Below are 16,415 nucleotides of genomic sequence, written 5' to 3' on the forward strand. Positions count from 1 at the left end.
CTCGCCTAAAACGATAAATCTGAATTATATTTTTGCAGAATGATTTTCGCTTGATGGAATGAACTCATATCGATAATGTCGTCAATATCAAGCATCACATCAAATTCTGATTCTAGCTGTGCAATGAGAATCATATGGGCAGTTGAATCCCAACGCGGATCTGCATTGTATTTTAACTCATCATCAACTTCATTAATCGGTAACTCTAACGCAGTAGAGAATACATTTTTTAATCTTATTTGGTCTGTCATAACTGGCTTATCCTGTGACGTTTTTAAAAACGTAATATTTTACTTAACTCTTTTTTAGCAAATTCAAAATCACTGCGATTAAGTCTCATTGTCAATAGACCTTGCTCATCCACTCCAACCGTTTGATAACCTAGCATTTTATTATATCGAATCGCACTTTCATTAAACTCAAAAACCTGTGCGACTAATTCTTCACAAGTACCTTGCTTAAATAGATAATCAATAAAAACAAGCGAAGGGCAAAATGCTAATACACTGTTTTTATACTTACAATCTGGCGCAATATAGAGTCCAGGAGAAATACTCTTTGCCATTGTTAATGACAGATTCTCACCTACTTGAGCATAAATCATGCCTATATCTTCATTTTTATAGCTGATGAGTAGATATAAACAATGTTGCTTTTCTTTTAAGGATTGAAACCAAGCTTTTTGTTCCTCTGACGATATTTCATTTTTATCTAGCATCACATCAATAATCTCGGGATGATTACGCCACCCTCTTATTTTTTCTATCTTGTCCTCGGTAACCAAGGATAACTCAATACCATAACCACTCAGCATCATGGTAATAGTCCTTTAATTTCATCACAAATACGCTTAACACCTTTGCCATCAATCAAGTAATTTGCACGAGATGACATTTTTTCTAATACCTTCTCCTGTGGCCACAATGAAATTAAATGATCTAAAGTATTATCCATTCCCTGTCTCTTTAAACCATTTTCAACTTTACACCAGCCAAGTTCTTGATGTGCTTTTGCAGATAATAACTGGTTATCAGCAACAGTCAAAAATAAGCTTGGAACCCCACAAAAAGCAAGCTCATAGACAATACTTCCAGGGGCACAAATGGCCATTTTACATAAAGGCAATACTTCAGACATGTTCGTACAGTTATGAATGTGTGTAAATCCACCTAAAGCCGATAACTTAGCTACTTCACTCTGTTTAGCATAAGCGCCGCCAGTGATGATGATAATATCCTCAGGCGTATCAACTAACTCTGCGGCCATTAATTTTTTAATCAGTGGCAAGGTTAAATCAGCAATGTCGCTGCCACCAAAGTTAATTAATAATTTATCACGAGACTGAAAGGGAAGCGATTTTGCGATTAAATATTCATGGCGAATGATACTGTAATCTAACCCTAATAGATGTAAGGCTGTCGGTGCACTATGTTCATAGCCAAGCTCATAGGCAAAGGGCAATGCATTAATCACAAGATGGCAGAATAATCGTTCTAAATCATTGCAGTCATCAAATACGATCACATTAAGCCCTAAACTAAAAAGTGATTTTCGATAGTCTTGAGTAAACTGGTAACCATCTAACACAATCGCCTTGGCACTTCGCGCCGAACACTCTTTTTCGATCACCGCTAGCTCTACCTCAGTAGAGATGTCTACCTCAAGTAACACTAATGATGCTTGTAATACATTTAACCGATCAACAATAAATTGTGGTGGCGGTTTTGCAATGACTAAACACTGAACTCTATCTTGTAAGCTTAATTGTTCTATCAGTGCCATACAGCGAAAAGCATGACCAATACCCATTTCACTTGATGCATCAAACCTAAACAATAAAAGCTCAGACATTATCTTTGATGTCGCAGTAATTGAAATGCCTCTGCTTTATTTACCCCAATCGTTGAACCTCGGAGATTAGCAAGTGCTTCACAAATAATTAACGAGCGAGGGTGAGGTGCCGATCGTAATTCATCTTCATAACAAGCGAGTGCTTGTTGCTTTTTATTAAAAGATGCAGAGATATCTTCAAACCAATTTGCTTGAAAAGAAACAGAAGAAAAATCCCACTCTGTACTCGAAAGTACTTCAAAGGCTAATATCGTTTTTGTAGATGTTTCTGGTAGTGGTCGGAAAGCCGTTAAAGTCGCTTGAGCACATATCTTATGATCAATATTTAAATCTGCAGGAGAGTGGCAGTAAACAACACTGGGATTTAATCCACTTGTTTTTACTTCAATTGTTTTAACGATTTCTAATAAATCGATACTATCCATTCGATTATCTGGAAAATCACATTGAATTACCGACTTAATACCTAATATTTCACAAGAATTTGCTAATGCTTTCTCACGAATTAATTGTGAATTTTTATGGCATTGCTCCCGTGCAGAAACGCCATTAGTCATCACAAGTAACGTAACGTGATCGCCATTTTCACTATGTTTAGCGATTGTTCCTCCACAGCCTAAAACTTCATCATCAGCATGCGCGACAACAACAAGTACATTAGTCATTTTTAAACAACTCCCAAGTCAATGCAGTTCCTTTTGCTGTCTTTTTAGCAATTTTACGCCCTAATACATGATCATAATATTTTGGTGCTAATCCTAAGCCTGGTCGAACAATTTTAATATTATCTGACGATAAAACATCGCCACCTTCGACATCTGCAGAGATATAAATTGAGCGTCTATATTTTTTAGAATCCTGCTCACTACTGTCACCCCCGTATAAAACGTTACCGCCAGCTAATGCAGCCGAACGGCTTTCTGACACAAGCATTTTAAGCTCGCTTGGCTCTAATGAAAAAGCTGCGTCAACACCACCAGCATCACGCGATAATACAAAATGTTTTTCTATCACCGAAGCACCTAAAGCGACGCCTGCCAACGCGACGCCAATACCTAAAGTATGATCAGAAATACCCACTTCGCATTGAAATGTATCTCTTAAATGTTGGATTGTTTTTAAGTTAGCCTGAACAGGTAAAGCAGGATAAGCACTGGTGCATTTTAATAATACAATTTGTGAACATCCATTTTCTCTCAATGTTTCTACCGCTTCCGCGATTTCAACTAATGATGCCATGCCTGTTGAAATAATGACGGGCTTGCCAGTTTGAGCAATTCGCTTAATAAGAGGAATATCATTATTTTCAAATGAAGCAATCTTGTAGCAGGGAACATCTAATGTTTCTAAAAACTCAACGGCGCTAATATCAAAGGGCGAACTGAATGCAATTAAACCTAATGAATTTGCTTTCCCAAATAATGCTTTATGCCATTCCCAAGGGGTATAAGCTTTTTGGTATAACTTGTATAAAGAGTTACCTTTCCAGAGGTTACTGTCTTCAAATATTTGAAAATCATCAGCATCGCAGTCTAAAGTCATTGTATCTGCTGTGTAGGTTTGTAACTTTATCGCATCGACGCCAGCTCCTGCAGCGGCTTCTATCATTTTAAACGCAAGATCTAATGATTGATTATGATTACCCGATAATTCAGCAATAACAAAAGGCGCCTCTGTTAATGCAATTTTTCTATTTTGGATAAAGACTTCATTGTTAAGTTTAACTGTCATTATTTAATTCCTTGAACACCACTTTTGCAGTCAGTTCATTATTTTCAAAGCTTGCATTAGAAAAATTAAGTTTAAAATATTTACTATCAATGAATGCATTAGGATAACCATCGGCATCTAACATACGAATATAGTCATAAATATTATTGAGCGTAGTTAATAGTATAATATCACCTTGTTGAGGTGTTCGCCGCTGAAATGAGACGACCTCGCCTTGCTGCTCTTTGGGAGTTAAGTCATTCTGAATGATGTCAAAAATTAATTTCATAACCAATTGGTCTGCTTCTTTAAATATCTCTTCTGCAGTGCCAGAGAGTATCAATGTAGCTTTACAATAAACAGGGCCCGCATCTAATTCATCAATACACCTAAAAGCGGTCAATTTAGTTTCTTTAAACCCACGGACAATCAAGTTTTGTAAGGGGCTTCCCCCGCGACCATAAGGTAAGTCTGTCATATGAAAAATGACACAAGCAAAACGTTCCGTTATTTCTAATGGGATTTTATAAGACCAATGAGGAATAAAAATATAAAGCGGATTAATTTGAGAGATGATCTGTAAATTAAAATTACTTTTATTATCAATGAAATACCAGTCACCCATTAATGTATTGGATAATTTTTCAAATAATATTTTATGCCGAGACTGTTCCGACAAAACTAAAAATGCAGACATGATTTAATGATTACCTTTAAGAAAAGCTTGATACATATATTCCGCTCTTATCCAATCATCCTCATCATCAATATCCTGTACTAAATAATGAGGTAAAATAATGGGAATAGACGTATCGGAAAAGATATTAAATGTACCATTTAAGAAATCCTCGGCTTTTGCAATATAAAGCTGTCCAGCATCATGATATACACTCGGTAAATCTTGAGAGCGTTTAGTGAGCGAGGATTCATCAATAGGTTTAACGTTCTGCTCAGGAAAATCAATCGTAAATGAACGCTGTATAGGGTAGTTAAATTTACAAGCAGTAAAAGCAGTACGTTTGCTTGGATGATCTACTAATTGAGACGTTGCTTCTAAGATAGTCTGTTCTTGCAAAAAAGGAGCTGTTGCATAGATACAACAAGCAAAATTAATAATATGTCTCATTCCTTGGTATTCTTCAATAGCATGCTTTATAACTTCTGTCGTTCCAGTGTAATCATCCGCTAAGTGTTCAGGTCGCATAAAAGGAACTTCTGCTCCATATTTTTTAGCAACTGTAGCTATTTCTTCATCATCAGTTGACACTAAAACTGCATCAAATAGCTTTGATTTTAACGCGACTTCAATACTATAAGCAATAATTGGCTTACCGCAAAAAAGCTTAATATTTTTATGAGGAATACGCTTACTACCACCACGAGCCGGAATTATTGCAATATTTTTCATCTATTCTCTTTATGGGAAAGCTTTTCTAAACGCGAAAGTAATTCTTCTCTAAATTGTTGAATAACAACATCCCATGTTTTTGTATTTCCATTATAAAATGCACGATCGTGTTTAATAGCCAAAGGATCTCGGCTGCTATTTATTTGCACTTCATCATTAATATCAGGTAAAAATACCCAAGTATCTATCCCTAGGCGAGAAGCAAACATTAGTGCAGCATTACTAGAAGCAATGACTAAATCTAAATTAGCAATCAATGCACCATATTGGTTAAAGTCACCAGCCGCAGAGCACTCTTCTATATGTGTGATAGTTATACCATGCTTCGCCTTCATATTTTCTATTTCATCTTGCCACTCACCAAACTGTAAATTAACCCATTCAATACCTTCTATTTTTAAAATTGGTAGCAACTCTTCAAGATACATAGAATACTCATTGCCATCATTTCTGCGGCCATGAAACCAAGAAAGTCCTACACGTAGATTTTTTTTGGAAAGCAAATTGTTAATTTCAGTAACTAATCCTTTTTCGATACGTAAACTCTTTTGATTGGAGTATGACTCAGCAGTTTCTCTATATAAATATGACAGTGACCCAGCTAAAACTTGGCAGTCAAAGTCAGCATTGATGGACTGCTCTCTATTGATATCTTCATAAGATAGGATTGTTGCATCAGTGAAATTATGTGTATAAAGATCTTTCAAGCGCTTATCGCAAACGATATGGGTTTCATGAGCGTCAGAAATAGCCTCTTCAAAGCATTCAGCATAAGACAAGTTGTCACCAATACCTTGCTCAGGGTAAATTAATATTTTTTTTCCTACCAGTGACTCACCATTCCATTGAGGAGCGAACCAATGCACTTGATCAATTATTTCTTGGCGTTGAAGCCGGCTATGGAAACAAACCCATGCATTTTTATAGTCTTTAAAATGTAATAAAATAGGATAAAGATTAAATTTAGCTTGATGGTTATTTGGCTCTAATTCAATTAATTTAAAATATACATCACGAGCAGCTTCATAATTACCAAGTTTAAAGTAGGATAAAGCAATATCTAATAAGACTTTACTCTCGCCAGTTTGATTAAATAGTTTTTCCAATATACCTAAAGCCATAGAATATTTGAATTGACTTATATAATTACAACCCAACAAATGCAATAAAGGGTAAGCCTCCTCTTTATTAACTAACTTTATTACCTTATGTAAAGCAATCTCGACTTCTGAAAAGCGATTTAATTTAATTAAACTAGTAATTAATAGTTTTAAAGCTGGAACATAACCTTTTTCTTTTTCAAGTATTTTTTTACAAGCAGAAACCGACTTTGAGTAATTACCTTTTTGAAACTCTGATTGTGCTTTTTTTAATTTAATCAGCATTTTTTGAGACTGCATTATATTGGCTTCCTTACTTACACTAAGCACTCGTATATGTTTAATCATTCAGTGCAGATGGTTATTTTAGTTAGTTATTATACAGATAGGAGGGTCAATATGACGATAAAAAGAAAATATAATGAAAAGTCTAAAGTTCAACTCAACTACAAGGAAATAGTATTAATGAATTAAGGGTTTCACTAATGCTATTTAAAATACAATTAGTTAGCAGTAATATTACTGCTAACTTAACTACTTATAAATGAAAGGTCCGAGGTATTAGTCTGCAATAGAAAAACTATCAACGATTGCTTATGTCACAACCTACTTTTTTATGTAAGCAAGTAATAAATTATCAAGTTTAATCATTACTATATCCAGGCAATGCATCTAAAGTAGATTCAAGGTATGACATCGTGTTATTTAAACTAGACACAGCAATATCCATGGCGTTGAATTGAGTGTATAAACGAGTCTCTAATTTATCCATTTTATAAGTCAAACTCTCTTCTTGTTCTTCTAACGATGCTATTTTTTTGTAAAGTGAATCAACTTTTCCATCAATGGTGGTGCCACTTGTACCTGTGTCACCTTCAGATGAGCTAATATTACTGTCTATAACACCATCGAGCATATCATCAAACATTGAGCTCATTCCTTGAGAATAAGTAACGGTACCGCGATCACCCAAATCACCACCGTTCACCTGTACCTTGAGACCTTGGGAGTCGCCACTATTAGATAACAAATATTGTCCCTCACCAGAAGCAATCACACCAGCAATTAACCCTTCAACATCTTCGCCATTAATACCACCACCAACAGTTAAGCCTAGACTTGCATTTTCAACTTCTGTTATTGCAACCGTAGATGACGAACCGTAACTATTAGAGGTAAAAGAAAGTACTCCTGCACTTTCAAGAATACTCATATTTAAATCATTTTCGACAAAGTTAGCATCGGAGTTTATTTTAGACTGCAGTTCAGTCGTATATTCTTCCATCGTATTATAAGTTCCCGCGGATAATACAATATCATTAGAAAGAAAGCCGTCGAGACGTATTTTAAAAGTATCATTACTCGAATCAATAGTGAATGGCATCGTCGGAGCAGAGTTTGTTAACACGCCTTGCGTGGCGAGCTTTGTTACTTCCAGATCATAAGTGCCAGGCACTGTAAAAGTACTTTTACTTTCAAAATCAATTAATGAGTCACTTGCACCACCAGAGGCAGTAAAAAAGTTAGCAATACTTTCCATATCATTATTCATCGCAGCGGTTAAAGTATCTTCGTCCAACGATAATGTACCATCTAAGTTGGTCAACATACCTAAATCAGCAAAACTTTGAACAACGCCTCCACTGTGAGATACAGTCGTATTTAACACAGCTCGCATTTGATTTTGAATATTACGTACCGTTGAATCACCATTAAGAGCACCATCAGAACCAGACTCTCCACCGTAAGCAGTCAACGAATTCATCTGCGTAATAGTATTATTGTAATTTTCAACAAAAGCATTAATCTGCTCTTCTACTGCGCTGGTGTCTTGAGTGATAGTTAAAGAAACCGTTTCACCCACTTCAGTTTCACCACCGATATTTAAGGTAACCCCTTCAATAACACTGCTTATCTCATTAGTCGAACGGGTTATTTCAATGCCATTCATAATGATTTTTGCATCTTGAGCGGTAGATGTTTGATCCATGTGTTTGACGTCAGCAGAGTAAGTTAATGCAGATAAACCAGTTGCATCACTATTATCACCATCATCATCGACAACGGTCAATTGCATTGCGTTTTCTTCGCCTGTTTCTTTATTGGTTAATACTAGTCGATAGTTACTACCATCATCAATAATGGAAGCAGAAACACTATAATCGCCTTCATTAATAGCATCACGTAATTCGCCCAGTGAATTGTTTGAGGCATCAATGGTTAATGTTTCTATTGCTTTATCTGGGTTGATCGAGAATGAACCATCAGTTCCGTATGAGCCATAGCTAAGAGAGATAGTACCTGTGCCCACTTCAGAGGCAGAATCAGTATAGGAATTAGCAGAAGATGAAACAATTGTTTGTGCTTTCGCCTGTTGCTCAACTTCAAAACTCCAACTTCCTGTTGCAGCCCCAATACCAAGAGTGGCATTTAGTATGCCGCTGTCGCTACTTGAAGACGTCGCAGCTGAAAAGGTTGAGCTGCGAGAAAGATCTTCATAGGAATCTTTAAATGCAGATAGTTCACTATTTAATACACCATAAGCAGAAATAGCTGCCGTTGCAGCAGCTGCTGCACTTGTCATCGAGGCTAAGGCAGGATCTTTTTCAGCATCAACGATGGCAGTAACGATACTGTTAATATCAAGCCCAGAACCTAAGCCAGTTGAAGTAATTGATGTCATTATTGCCCCTTAATCCGCTTATACTTTTTCATTAAAAATTATAAGCAAGAATCAATCCATAAAATAAAGTTATGACCATATTTAATAAAACTAATATCATGTTGAAAAATTAATTTGCGCTAGTTTGCTCAATCACATGAAACCATTAAGCAAAAACTAAATTACTCTAATTATTTAGCAATTAACAAATAATGATTAAAAATTAATCATTTATACCTTAGTATCAAAAAGCAGCCCCGTTAAATCATCCATTTTTTTACGTAAAACCACTAACTCTTCAGAAGGGATCTGGCGGATCACTTCTTCACTTTCAGAGTCTTTAACAAGGATAACACTTTCACCTGATGTATCATCCACAGAAAATGATAAATTACGTTTCATATCCTGTAAAAAACTATTCAACTCATCTACTGTATCGTTCACTTCTTTATCAGTGAGAGGTTGCTCTTTTTCTAAAGGCATCCCTTTTAATTCTTTATCTATTTGCAGTGCATTTGTTGCTTGAGTTGCTTCAGTAACCACCGCTTCTGAAGGGGAAATGGAAGCTTTGACTAAAGAATCAACTGAATTCTCTTGCTTTATTCCTGTATATCCCGCTGCCGATGTTGCAATATTTAGTTCTGACATAATAAACCTCTTTTAGCCTACCTAATAAGCAAAAAAGCCCCCTATTGCTAGGGAGCTATTAAATCAATCAATTAAGAGCCCTAGCGTTCTAACCAAGAAGAGAAAGTACGCTTTGCGTTGAAGCATTAGCCTGTGACAACATTGATGTACCTGCTTGTTGTAATATCTGTGCTTTACTCATTTTAGACGTTTCTGTCGCAAAGTCAGCATCTTGAATACGTGAGTTAGAAGCAGATAAGTTTTGTGATACATTTTCTAAATTAGAAATAGTAGAGCTTAAACGGTTTTGAATTGCACCTAATCCTGCACGTGAAGCACTGATTTGCTCTAAAGCAGAGTCAATTTTATCAATAGAGTCCATTGCGCCATTCATTGTGGATACGTTAGTGCCTAAAGAGTCGATAACTTTACCGCCCATTTCACCGCCCATTCCAAGCTTACCAAGGGCGGTGCTTCGAAGTTCTTGTGTAGAAGCTGATGATGATACTTCAACACCAACGCCAGGTTCAGCAGAAAATTGTATACCATCTGAGGCATCAACAGTTACAGTAACCCCAGTTTGATCTGAATAACTATTAAGATGGTCTTCAAGTTCACTTGCTGTTGGCGCAGAACCATCGCCAATAGCACCAATATCAACACCATTTATTTGCAATTTATCTTCAGCTTTTATTTCCGCTAGTGTGAACCCAGCTCCAGTAATTGAATCTGCACCATTTGATACAGCAAATCCAGCTTTGGCAGCCGATGTACCATCTACTGCTATATCAGTATTATCTGCAGAATCTAAAGCTATGTAGCCTGCATAAACTTTTTCGGTATCATCTGTTTGTTGACTAAAACCAGCAGCGGCTTTGTCAGCGGCACTAGCTTTAATACCAATATCTTCACCAGTATCATTAGTTAGTAATAGCTCACCTTTATCACCCAAAGATGCTGTTACACCGGCTACATCACGATTAATTGTTTCAACTAAACTGCTCATTGATGAGGTAGCACCCAGTGTAACTGCAGAACCCGAACCAACAGAAATTTCAAGCCCATTTGTAATGCCTGTTACAGTTGCACTAGCATCATCGCCTTGCACTACATTATAAGCACTAGCAGTGACGCCCGTCTCAGATGTTTTAAGATTAATAGCATCTTTCAATGCTACTGCTGAGTCACCTTCATCGAGGTTTACAACACCGATATCAGTTCCGTTGACAGTAAACTCATCAGCAGCCGTATCAGCAATCCCAACTCGACCACTATTTAACTCAGCTTTATTAAGGTTACCATTAAGACCTAAATCATTGGTTGTAACAGAATCAATTGAGAAGCTTAATGTTTGACCTGAATTTGCACCAACTTGCAATGTTGTTTCACCTGCAGTGCCATTTAATAGTTTAGTACCATTGAATTCTGTTGTTTCTGCGATACGGTCTAATTCACTGTGTAATTGATCAACCTCTTCTTGAATGGCCGCACGGTTAGAAGATGAGTTGGTATCATTCGCAGATTGCACTGATAGCTCACGCATACGCTGTAGGATATTAGACATTTCATCCATTGAACCCTCAGCGGTTTGTGTCATTGACACACCATCATTGGCGTTACGAACTGCTTGGGTAATACCTGTAATTTGTGATTGAAAGCCGGTTGAAATAGCAAGACCCGCTGCATCATCTTTTGCACTGTTGATACGTAAGCCAGAAGATAAACGTTCCATTGCTTCATTTTGTGTTGCTTGTGATTTGCCTAATTGACGCTGAGCGTTAATTGACATTACATTTGTATTTACTACTGAGGCCATGATGTGCTCCTTGGTTATTTATTTCTGACTTAAGTTGTTTATAAAACTTTTAATCAGTTTGATTAAGTATGTAATTAGTATCGACCGCTTAAAAAATAACTTTAATGTTTTTGTTTAATTAAAAATTTTTCTAGCTAAACGGTTCATTTTCAAAACAGTCGATGTTCGGACTTAATAACTTTATCGACCGACAAAACAATTACTTTAGGGGTAGATTAAAAAAAGATCGTTTTATTTTTTAAAAGGATCTAAAGCCCTTAACCACCGAGGGTTTCTGGGGTGAAAATCAAAAGCATTAACCACAAAATTTTACGTGTAAAAGCCAGGTCAAGGTCAAAAGCTAATTAACCACGAAGGCACGAAGGGTAAAGAAGTAAGGTCAAAAACCTAAAAAATAATTTTATTAGGTTTTTCTTCGTGTTCTTTGTGTGGCGATAGCTACTCTGTGGCCTTCCTTGGGAATCAAACCGATTAATCACGAAATTATGGTTGTAAAGGTCAAGGTCAAGGTCAAGGTCAAGGTCAAGGTCAAGGTCAAGGTCAAGAGCAAATTAACCACGAAGGCACGAAGGGTGAAGAAGTAAGATCAAAACCTTAAAATACTTTATTGATTTTTAACCCTTTAACGTTTTTTAATTTTCTAAGGGTTTTCTTCGTGTCCTCTGTGCAGCGCAGCGGCTTCGTGGTTAATGGGGTTTCGGTTTCAAGATCAAAAACAATTTAACCACGAAGGCACGAAGGGTGAAGAAGTAAGATCAAAACCTTAAAATACTTTATTGATTTTTAACCCTTTAACGTTTTTTAATTTTTTAAGGCTTTTCTTCGTGTCCTCTGTGCAGCGCAGCGGCTTCGTGGTTAATGGGTTTTACGGTTTTAGCTTTTTAAGTGTTTTCTTCATGTAAATGGATCTTTAGGTTAATGGTGGGATTAGCATTAGCTATCTATAATCATAATTACTTTAAATACGGAGGATATGAATATGGATTTTGATGATTTATCGTATCAAGTGATTGGGTGTGCGATTGAGGTTCATAAACAATTGGGCCCAGGGTTGTTGGAGTCTAGTTATGAGAAATGCCTAGCCTATGAATTATCATGCCTCAACATACCTTATCAACAACAGCTTACTTTACCTATCAAATATAAGTCCGTTGAAATTGATTGTGCTTATCGACTTGATTTAGTCATTGCGGGCAAGCTTATTGTCGAACTTAAAAGTGTTCAGCATTTAACTGCGATACATGAAGCGCAAATTATCACTTATATGAAACTAGCGAATATACAAACAGGTTTATTAATCAATTTTAATACCGTTGTTTTGAAAAATGGTATTAAGCGATTTAAGCTTTAATTTATCTGCAATCGGATGACTCTGATATACCAAACCAAAAGCTATTAACCACGAAACTTGGAATATGAAAATAAAGATCAAAGTCAAAGTCAAAGTCAAAAGCAAAAGCAAAAGCAAAAGCAAAAGCAAAAGCAAAAGCAATTAACCACGAAGGCACGAAGGATGAAGAAGTAAGGTCAAGACCTAAGACCCACAAAATAATTTTATTAGGGCAACCTAAATACCTTATTTATTTTTTAATCTTTTAACCTGTTTAAGGGTTTTCTTCGTGTCCTCTGTGCAGCGCAGCGGCTTCGTGGTTAATGGGGTTTGCGGTTTCAAGGTCAAAAGCGATTTAACCACGAAGGGTGAAGAAGTAAGGTCAAAATCTTAAAACACTTTATTTATTGTAACCCTTTAATGTTTTTTAATTTTTTAAAGGTTTTCTTGTAGTTAATGGCTTTGGTCGTGGTAACTAGTATAGAAAAAGGCAGCCTAGGCTGCCTTTAAATGGGTGGGAACTGAGGAGAAAATGAGAGTAAAAACCTGTAAGATATTCACCCATTTTACTTGTAATGATAAATCGAATTAAGTCGGCAATAAATTGCCTTTATTAAACGAGTTTATCAACTCACTTTATCCTTGCAGTAATGACAGTACATTTTGTGTACTTGCATTCGCTTGCGATAACATTGAGGTACCTGCTTGTTGTAATATTTGCGCTTTACTCATTTTAGAGGTTTCAGCTGCAAAATCTGCGTCTTGAATACGCGAGTTAGATGCCGATAAATTTTGCGATACATTCTCTAAGTTAGAAATAGTAGAGCTTAAACGGTTTTGAATCGCACCTAACCCTGCACGGGATTCTGAAATCTGCTGTAAAGCATTATCGATTTTATCTAAGCTTCTAACCGCTTTTTCAGAAGTCGTTACACTTAAGTTTAAATCTGTTACTCCTGTCCCACCAACATCAATTAAACCTAATTTTTCCAAAGAATCTTTTTGGTCGGACAAAGCGGCTTGACCACTTTCTACAACAATATCCCCACCATCAGCTGAAGTTAGTAATATACCAGCACTCCCCGAAGGTGTAGCAGTAACCCCCGTTTGGTCTGTTAAGGCATTAATCGCATCTATTTTATCTGCGGCCGAGGGTGTACCTAATATCTCTAATGGAACACCATTAATAGAAATAGCATCAGCAGCAGCTATAGGAGCAATACCAGTGATTTGATTGCCTGTAACGGCGCTACCATTAGTAACCATAAATCCAAATTGCTCATTATCACCTGTACTACCACTACTCCCCAGGCTAACTTGTATCGGTTCGTTACTTTGACTGGTTAATCCTAAATAACCTTCAAAAGTTGTCGGCGATCCCTCTAAGCCAGAAGCTCCAACATCCCCTCCGATAGTTATTGACTCTCCCGTATCATTATTAAGGATAAGATTACCTGCGTCGCCCACTGTAGCAGTCACACCTTCCACATCACGATTGATTGTTTCAGCAAGATTTGCCATTGATGATGTTGCGCCGAGTGTTATTGTACTTCCTGAACCAACAGAGATTTCTAGTCCATTTGTTATGCCACTAGTTGTACTATCACTCATTCCTTCAACTACATTATATGCATCTGCTAACACTCCAGTTGAAGCTGTTGCTAAATTAATAACCCGCGCCATCTCTTCTGCGCCAGCATCTGCTGCAACAGCACTAATATCGATACCATTTATTGCAACATCACCAGCATCAGTACCTGTAGTACCTACACGACCACCATTTAAATCGCCTTTATTAACACCACCATCAAGTCCAAGTGCAGCAGTGGTTACAGAAGGGATAGAAAAAGTTAAATTTTCACCTGAATTAGCACCAATTTGCAATGTGGTGGATGGATTTGAACCATCTAATAAATTTCTACCATTAAACTGTGTCGTTTCTGAAATACGGTCTAATTCGCTGTATAACTGATCAACCTCTTGTTGAATTGAGGCTTTATTTTCAGACGAATTTGTATCATTTGCCGCTTGTACTGATAGCTCACGCATACGCTGTAGGATGTTGGTCATTTCATCCATTGACCCCTCTGCTGTTTGCGTCATTGATATGCCGTCATTTGAATTCCGAACTGCTTGATTGATTCCTTTAATTTGTGATTGCATACCAGTTGAAATTGCAAGGCCCGCTGCATCATCTTTTGCGCTGTTGATACGCAAACCAGAAGATAAACGCTCCATGGCTTCATTTTGTGTAATTTGGCTTTTATTTAACTGACGCTGTGCATTTAGCGACATGATATTAGTATTGATTACTTGTGACATAAATTGCTCCTTTGTTCCTTCAGTCCCTTATTGGGGAAATCGGCAAGATTTGTTCGTTTTGCCGTCAATTTTTTACTCTCAAGGGTTGTAAAGCGATTTTTATGCCAACTTTTATTTTTAATATTCTATCGAGAGAAATTAAAATAAATTTATTTAATATTAGTAACTTACAATTACAACATTAAGTTATTGATATTAAATAAATACTCAATTCGGTGAAGATATTCAGAAAGTCAAAAAATCGAGGCGGTGTATTGTTACCGCCACTAAAAAATGACGCGACGGCTTGTAGCGGCTAAAGGCATAGAAATTTAGAGGATTGATATTAAAGAAGGGGCAATGGTATTAGTGGGATATTATCAAACTACTTATGCCAATCTAAGGGCGCTATAAAGTCCGTGAATATTAACAATAATTATGAGTATCAACCGCCGACACTAGCGATAGATTGGCGAGCATAAACAAAAAAAAGATCTTCATTAGATCTTAGATAGCGCGAGTTTTAAAGGGGTTCGTACGTTCTGAATGAATTGGGGCTGAGTGTAATCATAGGCGGATTCAACTCTGAAGTGCATAACGACTAAGCAGCTATAGCTACCATATGTTCAGCCATTAATTTGGCTGGCGTATTGTAATCTAATTTCTTTCTTGGTCTGTCATTGAGTTTCAATATTACCTCTTTTACTAATGAATTCGATACTTTTTTAAAGTCGGTAGATTTGGGCCAATATTGTCTTAACAAACCATTTGTATTTTCATTCAAACCACGTTGCCATGAACAGTATGGGTCTGCAAAATAGACTGCACACTTTAATTTTTTGGTTAACTCTTCGTGATAAGCGAACTCTTTACCGTTATCAGCGGTGATGGTTAATACTGCATTTTTAAATGGTTTTAATAATGCAAGTGTGGCCGCAGTGACAGTCTTTGCTGACTTATCATCAATACGTGTCGATACTGTAAAACGCGTTTTACGCTCAACAATAGTCACTAATGCGCCGCTGTGCCCTTTACCAATGACTAAATCTATTTCCCAATCACCAACTCGGCTACGTGTATCAACGATATTAGGTCGCTCATCAATACTGACGCGGTTCTTGATAAAACCTCGACCAGCTTGTTTATCTTTATTGCGCGCTTGGTAAGCCTTGCCTTTTCGACGCAGATATTGGAATAATTGACCACCACTCCGCTTATTGGAGCAAATATGTTGGTAAATAGTTTCATCGCTAATACTGGTACCATGCTCTTTCTTAAGCCATCCTGAGATTTGGTCAGGACTCCATTTTTCACCTAGTTTTACATTTATTAATGCAATCAGAGTAGATGTCATTTTAATCGCTTTACGCGCTTCAATACGCCTTTTAACTGCAGCTTGTTGGGCCTGGTTAATTCGATAACCTCGCTTACCTGTATTGCGAGAAAGCTCCCTACTAAGCGTTGATTGATTCACATTCAGTTGTTTAGCTATTTTATTTTGACTCATGCCTATTTTCTTTAGCGCATAAATCTGGCATCGTTGTTCGTAGGTCAGTTGTTTATATGTTTTCATTGTTGCATCTCTTGCCGGAGAAAAAGCGATAAGCATA

General features: G+C 36.9%; 14 protein-coding genes. 1 reads left to right on the plus strand and 13 read right to left on the minus strand.

The features are described 5' to 3' along the window. Positions 1 to 5: 5 nt before the first annotated feature. The 11 genes from GQR44_RS08260 to GQR44_RS08310 all read right to left on the minus strand — a co-directional run bounded on the left by GQR44_RS08260 (position 6) and on the right by GQR44_RS08310 (position 11,174). Positions 6 to 251, minus strand: coding sequence for an acyl carrier protein (locus GQR44_RS08260; protein ID WP_166371132.1), 246 nt, complete (start codon positions 249 to 251; stop codon positions 6 to 8). Positions 252 to 274: 23 nt separating this feature from the next. Continuing rightward, positions 275 to 817, minus strand: a complete 543-nt coding sequence (locus tag GQR44_RS08265; RefSeq protein ID WP_166371134.1) for a GNAT family N-acetyltransferase — start codon at positions 815 to 817, stop codon at positions 275 to 277. Beyond that, positions 814 to 1,851, minus strand: coding sequence for a UDP-2,4-diacetamido-2,4,6-trideoxy-beta-L-altropyranose hydrolase (pseG, locus tag GQR44_RS08270; RefSeq protein WP_166371136.1), 1,038 nt, complete (start codon positions 1,849 to 1,851; stop codon positions 814 to 816). Before pseG ends, GQR44_RS08265 begins: the two co-directional genes overlap by 4 nt. Continuing rightward, on the minus strand, positions 1,851 to 2,516 hold the full coding sequence (locus GQR44_RS08275) for a PIG-L deacetylase family protein (protein WP_166371138.1): 666 nt from the start codon (positions 2,514 to 2,516) through the stop codon (positions 1,851 to 1,853). Before GQR44_RS08275 ends, pseG begins: the two co-directional genes overlap by 1 nt. Beyond that, positions 2,509 to 3,582 (minus strand): pseudaminic acid synthase, encoded by a 1,074-nt coding sequence (gene pseI, locus GQR44_RS08280; protein WP_166371140.1) that lies wholly within the window; start codon positions 3,580 to 3,582, stop codon positions 2,509 to 2,511. Before pseI ends, GQR44_RS08275 begins: the two co-directional genes overlap by 8 nt. Further along, entirely contained in the window at positions 3,572 to 4,258 is a 687-nt protein-coding gene (locus tag GQR44_RS08285; protein ID WP_166371142.1) for a methionyl-tRNA formyltransferase, read from the minus strand. Before GQR44_RS08285 ends, pseI begins: the two co-directional genes overlap by 11 nt. 3 nt (positions 4,259 to 4,261) lie before the next feature. Further along, complete coding sequence (pseF, locus tag GQR44_RS08290; RefSeq protein WP_166371144.1) at positions 4,262 to 4,969, minus strand: pseudaminic acid cytidylyltransferase; 708 nt, start codon at positions 4,967 to 4,969, stop codon at positions 4,262 to 4,264. Further along, a complete protein-coding gene (locus tag GQR44_RS08295) occupies positions 4,966 to 6,369 on the minus strand; it encodes a tetratricopeptide repeat protein (RefSeq protein WP_166371146.1) in 1,404 nt (467 codons plus the stop codon). The genes pseF and GQR44_RS08295 overlap by 4 nt, the downstream gene beginning before the upstream one ends. Positions 6,370 to 6,712: 343 nt before the next feature. Beyond that, positions 6,713 to 8,752 carry a flagellar filament capping protein FliD gene (fliD, locus tag GQR44_RS08300; RefSeq protein ID WP_166371148.1) on the minus strand — a complete coding sequence of 680 codons (2,040 nt, stop codon included), beginning with the start codon at positions 8,750 to 8,752 and terminating at the stop codon, positions 6,713 to 6,715. Positions 8,753 to 8,962: 210 nt separating this feature from the next. Next, the gene (locus tag GQR44_RS08305; protein ID WP_166371150.1) at positions 8,963 to 9,379 is read right to left on the minus strand and encodes a flagellar protein FlaG; all 417 of its coding nucleotides are present in this window, start codon (positions 9,377 to 9,379) and stop codon (positions 8,963 to 8,965) included. Positions 9,380 to 9,467: 88 nt separating this feature from the next. Continuing rightward, entirely contained in the window at positions 9,468 to 11,174 is a 1,707-nt protein-coding gene (locus GQR44_RS08310) for a flagellin (RefSeq protein ID WP_166371152.1), read from the minus strand. A gap of 979 nt (positions 11,175 to 12,153) precedes the next feature. Here GQR44_RS08310 and GQR44_RS08315 point away from each other — a divergent pair. Continuing rightward, positions 12,154 to 12,525, plus strand: a complete 372-nt coding sequence (locus tag GQR44_RS08315) for a GxxExxY protein (RefSeq protein ID WP_166371154.1) — start codon at positions 12,154 to 12,156, stop codon at positions 12,523 to 12,525. A 615-nt stretch (positions 12,526 to 13,140) separates the two neighbouring features. On the opposite strand, the gene GQR44_RS19965 is transcribed toward GQR44_RS08315, so the two are convergent. Both GQR44_RS19965 and GQR44_RS08325 read right to left on the minus strand, forming a co-directional pair. Next, positions 13,141 to 14,826, minus strand: a complete 1,686-nt coding sequence (locus GQR44_RS19965) for a flagellin (RefSeq protein ID WP_166371156.1) — start codon at positions 14,824 to 14,826, stop codon at positions 13,141 to 13,143. Between the two features lie 580 nt (positions 14,827 to 15,406). Next, the coding region (locus GQR44_RS08325) for an IS30 family transposase (RefSeq protein WP_240923598.1) at positions 15,407 to 16,415 on the minus strand (1,009 nt) is incomplete at its 5' end.

This window comes from Psychromonas sp. SA13A (assembly GCF_011378715.1).
In the GTDB taxonomy this organism is placed as follows: domain Bacteria; phylum Pseudomonadota; class Gammaproteobacteria; order Enterobacterales; family Psychromonadaceae; genus Psychromonas.